Annotated in this window: 6 protein-coding genes; all 6 read left to right on the forward strand. The window is 29.9% G+C overall.

Going from position 1 to position 4,494, the window contains the following annotated elements:
* A partial coding sequence (locus AB1Z17_RS01465) for a ParB/RepB/Spo0J family partition protein (protein ID WP_368050014.1) occupies positions 1-420 on the forward strand: 420 nt, incomplete at its 5' end.
* The gene (locus tag AB1Z17_RS01470; protein WP_368050015.1) at positions 420-998 is read left to right on the forward strand and encodes a DUF5683 domain-containing protein; all 579 of its coding nucleotides are present in this window, start codon (positions 420-422) and stop codon (positions 996-998) included. The genes AB1Z17_RS01465 and AB1Z17_RS01470, both read left to right, overlap by 1 nt.
* A gap of 90 nt (positions 999-1,088) precedes the next feature.
* A complete protein-coding gene (dapB, locus tag AB1Z17_RS01475; protein ID WP_368050016.1) occupies positions 1,089-1,793 on the forward strand; it encodes a 4-hydroxy-tetrahydrodipicolinate reductase in 705 nt (234 codons plus the stop codon).
* 16 nt (positions 1,794-1,809) lie between these two features.
* The gene (gene lepB / locus AB1Z17_RS01480; RefSeq protein WP_368050017.1) at positions 1,810-3,351 is read left to right on the forward strand and encodes a signal peptidase I; all 1,542 of its coding nucleotides are present in this window, start codon (positions 1,810-1,812) and stop codon (positions 3,349-3,351) included.
* A gap of 62 nt (positions 3,352-3,413) precedes the next feature.
* Complete coding sequence (locus AB1Z17_RS01485) at positions 3,414-4,028, forward strand: WbqC family protein (protein WP_368050018.1); 615 nt, start codon at positions 3,414-3,416, stop codon at positions 4,026-4,028.
* Between the two features lie 3 nt (positions 4,029-4,031).
* A complete protein-coding gene (locus AB1Z17_RS01490) occupies positions 4,032-4,346 on the forward strand; it encodes a DUF6122 family protein (RefSeq protein ID WP_368050019.1) in 315 nt (104 codons plus the stop codon).
* The last annotated feature ends 148 nt before the right edge of the window (positions 4,347-4,494 follow it).

Raw genomic sequence — 4,494 nt, forward strand, 5'->3', positions numbered from 1 at the left:
CAACGCGTTGTAAAAAAACGTTCTACAATAACTAATTATTTACGTTTATTAAAATTAGATCCCATTATTCAAACTGGTATGCGAGATGGATTTTTATCTATGGGACACGGTAGAGCACTAATAAATATTGAAAATACTGAAGAACAATTAAGTATTTATGAAAAAATAGTAGCACAAAAATTATCTGTTAGACAAACCGAACAAATTGTAAAACAGCTTAAAGAAGGTTTTGAAAAATCTAAAAAAACAGTTACTAAAAATAGTGAAACTCCAAAATTTGTTTCTAAAGGATTAAAAACTTTTAGCGAATACTTTGGACATAAAATTGACGTTAAATTATCTGGAGCAGACAAAGGAAAAATTCTTATTCCTTTTCATTCCGAAGAAGATTTTAACCGTATAAAAAAATTATTAGAATAGTGCTGTATAAAAAGTTTTATATTTTATTAGTTGCTAGTTTGTTTTTCACTATCAATTCTTATTCTCAAGAAGATTTGATAATAAAAGCAAAAGATACCACTTATACTTCTCCTAATGAATTTGATATGTTATCACCAGCTAGAGCTGCATTTTATTCTGCAATTTTGCCGGGCTTAGGACAAGCATATAATAAAAAATATTGGAAAATTCCTTTAGTATATGCGGCACTTGGTAGTGGGGTTTATTTTTATGATTTAAATAATACTAATTATAACAGAGCACGTACTGCGTTCAAATTAAGATTAGACGGTAAACCAAACGAATTTGATGGCGTTGGAGGAAATATATTTTTATCTGACGACGCTTTAGTTAGAGCGCAAAAATCATATAAAAAAGATAAAGATTTGTCTTTATTAGTAACTGTTGCACTTTACGTTTTGCAAGTACTAGAAGCAAGTACAAACGCACATTTATTGCAACATAATGTTGATAATAACTTAACACTTTCTCCACAAATTATTAAAGATGCTACCAACAACAAATCTGTAGTTGTAGCTTCATTAAATTTTAAATTTTAACAATGAAACTAGCATGCTAAAAGTTTATCACCAAAGTGGAATGATTATTAGCGAACAGCATGTGACCATTAAAACAAATAAAAAAGACACATGAAAATAGCTTTATTGGGTTATGGACGAATGGGTAAAACAATTGAAGAAATTGCTATACAAAGAGGTCATAAAATAGTGTTAAAAGTAGATGAAAACACCAAAAAATACGATATCAAAATTGCGGATATTGCTATTGATTTTAGTATTCCATCGGTAGCTTTTAATAACATTTCTTGCTGTTTAAATAACAATGTTCCTGTTATTAGTGGAACTACTGGTTGGTTAGAAAAATTCCCAGCTGTTGCTGAACTTTGCAATCAAAAAAACGGTGGTTTTATTTATGCTTCAAATTTCAGTTTGGGTGTAAATATTTTCTTTGAATTGAACGAGCAACTCGCAAAAATGATGCATCAATTAGAAGAATATAACATTTCTATGGAAGAAATTCATCATACTAAAAAATTAGATGCTCCAAGTGGAACTGCAATTACTTTGGCTGAAGGTGTTATAAAACACACCAATAAAAAAAGTTGGAACTTAGATGTAACAAATAGTAATTCTGAAATACCTATAATTGCAAAACGTATAGATGATGTTCCAGGAACACATACAGTTGTTTATAAATCTGATGTTGATAGTATAGAAATTAAACACACTGCACATAATAGAAGTGGTTTTGCATTAGGTGCAGTAATTGCGGCAGAGTGGTTGCACGGTAAAACAGGAGTTTTTACTATGAAAGATGTGTTAGGCTTAAAGTAATATTAAAATATTTATTATGACAATGATTGAATGGTTTATCTTTTTTTTAATTATACAAGTTATTCACTTTTTTGGAACTTGGAAATTATATAAAAAAGCGGGTAGAAAATCTTGGGAAGCAATTGTTCCAATTTACAATGCAATAGTTTTAATGAAAATTATTAAAAGACCTACTTGGTGGGTTATTTTATTATTTATTCCCATAATAAACTTATTAATGTTCCCAGTAATTTGGGTTGAAACCGTTCGAAGTTTTGGAAAATACAAAACCATAGATTCAATACTTGCAGTTGCTACATTAGGTTTTTATAGTTATTACTTAAACTATATTGAAAAAGTAGCCTATATTGAAGACAGAAGTTTAAAATCCAGAACCGAACTTGGTGAATGGGTAAGCTCTATTGTTTTTGCCATTATTGCTGCAACTTTGGTTCACACGTATATTATGCAACCTTATACAATACCAACTTCTTCGTTAGAAAAATCATTGTTAATTGGTGATTTTCTTTTTGTAAGTAAATTTCATTATGGTGCAAGAGCGCCGATGACAACAGTTGCTGCTCCAATGGTACACGATTCTTTACCTTTTATCGGAAAAAAATCTTATTTGCAAAAACCACAATTACCTTATTTTAGAATCCCTGGTTTTCAAAACATTAAACGAAATGAGATTGTTGTTTTCAGCTGGCCTGTAGATACGGTTCAGCGTTTTTTTGACACTTCAAATATTCATATTAAAAAACCTATTGATAAAAAATCAAATTATGTTAAGCGTTGCGTTGGTATCCCTGGAGATTCTTTAGAAATTAGAGATGGTTATATATATATTAACGGAGACAAAACCGTTTTACCAGATAGAGCAAAAACACAATATATGCACAAAGTTGTTACTAAAGGACAACAGCTTAGTGGTGCTACTTTAAAAAGATATGGCGTTACCGAAGGTCGTAATTTTGGAGAGTATTACAATCTTAACTTAACAGATGAAAATGCGGAAAAACTTAAAAACAATCCACTTATTACAAGCGTTACTAAACAGTTAACTCCAAGTGGAACTTACAATTCAAGAGTTTTTCCACATAATGAGCAATATGCATGGTCCGACGATAATTATGGTCCTATTTATATTCCTAAAGCTGGAAAAACCGTTGCTTTAAATTCAGAATCTTTACCTTTTTACAAAAGAATTATTGAAGTCTATGAAAACAATAATTTAACAGTAAATGGCGATGAAATCTTTATCAACGGTAAATTAACAACTGAATATACCTTTAAACAAGATTATTATTGGATGATGGGAGATAACCGTCATAATTCTGAAGATGCGCGTTATTGGGGATATGTACCTTTTGATCATGTTGTTGGAAAACCTGTATTTATTTGGTTCAGCTGGGATACCAATGGAGAAGGAATTGCTGAAAAAATTAGATGGGAACGTGTTTTTACAACAGTACACGGATCAGGAAAACCCGTATCGTACCTTTACTACTTTATAGGAGCATTGGTACTTTGGTTTGGTTACAGTACTTATAGAAAACGTAAAAGAGAAGAAGGGTAAAAATCCGATTACTAAATACTTGATACTAGCTTTCAGATACCTATTACCAGATACAAAAGTCTATGATTTTACTGCAACCAACTTATTTTTCACCAATAATTCAATATGTTGCTATTTCCAAAAGTGATACTATTTGTTTTGAAGTTGAAGATAATTTTCAAAAGCAAACGTATAGAAACAGGTGTTATATTTATACTGCAGATGGTAAACACTTGCTAAATGTACCAATCCAACGTGACAAAGGAATAAAACAAAAAACAAAAGACGTAAAAATTGATTATAAAGACGATTGGAACAAACTGCATTTAAAAACGTTAATTACAGCCTACAACTCCTCTCCTTTTTTTGAATTTTATATTGATGATTTGCTTCCTGTATTTGATAAAAAACACACTTTTTTATTAGATTTAAATTTGCTGTGTCATCAACTTATTATGGATGCCTTACAATTGGAAATTACTACTACAAAAACCAACGAATTTTTAAAAGAAACATCCTTAAAAGATTATAGAAATTTGGCTGTTGCAAAAGGAGCACCACAGTATAGTTTAGATAGATACATTCAAGTATTTGAACAAAACCATGGTTTTATTCCGAATCTTAGTATTTTAGATCTACTTTTTATGGAAGGTCCAAATGTTTTAAATTATTTAGAATCTCAAAATTTCATCTTGTAATCCTTGGAAATTCTACGCTTTATTGTTCACTACGGAATGCACTTTATAGTGCCCGGAATTATTGCTTATCTATTTTTTAGAAGCAATTGGAAAAAGGTTTGGTTGATTTTTATTTTAACAATGCTAGTTGATTTGGACCACCTTTTAACAACTCCTATTTTTGAAGCTGGAAGATGTAGTATAAATTTCCATCCACTACATTCTTATTATGCCATTTCGGTATATTTTTTATTATTAATACCTGCTAAAACAAGAGTTATAGCTATTGGATTACTATTTCATATGCTTACAGATTTTTCGGATTGCCTCTGGATTTAGTACGCATATTTTTTTTGGATTTATTAGTTTTAATAAGTTCCGATTTCTTAACTTTAATAATTATTACTACTTTCTAATTCACATATTCTAAAAATATTAGATATATGATGTTTGGACCCCATTTATTTTAAAAATTTATTAGATAAAA

The sequence above is a fragment of the Lutibacter sp. genome (assembly GCF_040883305.1).
Taxonomy (GTDB): Bacteria; Bacteroidota; Bacteroidia; order Flavobacteriales; family Flavobacteriaceae; genus Lutibacter.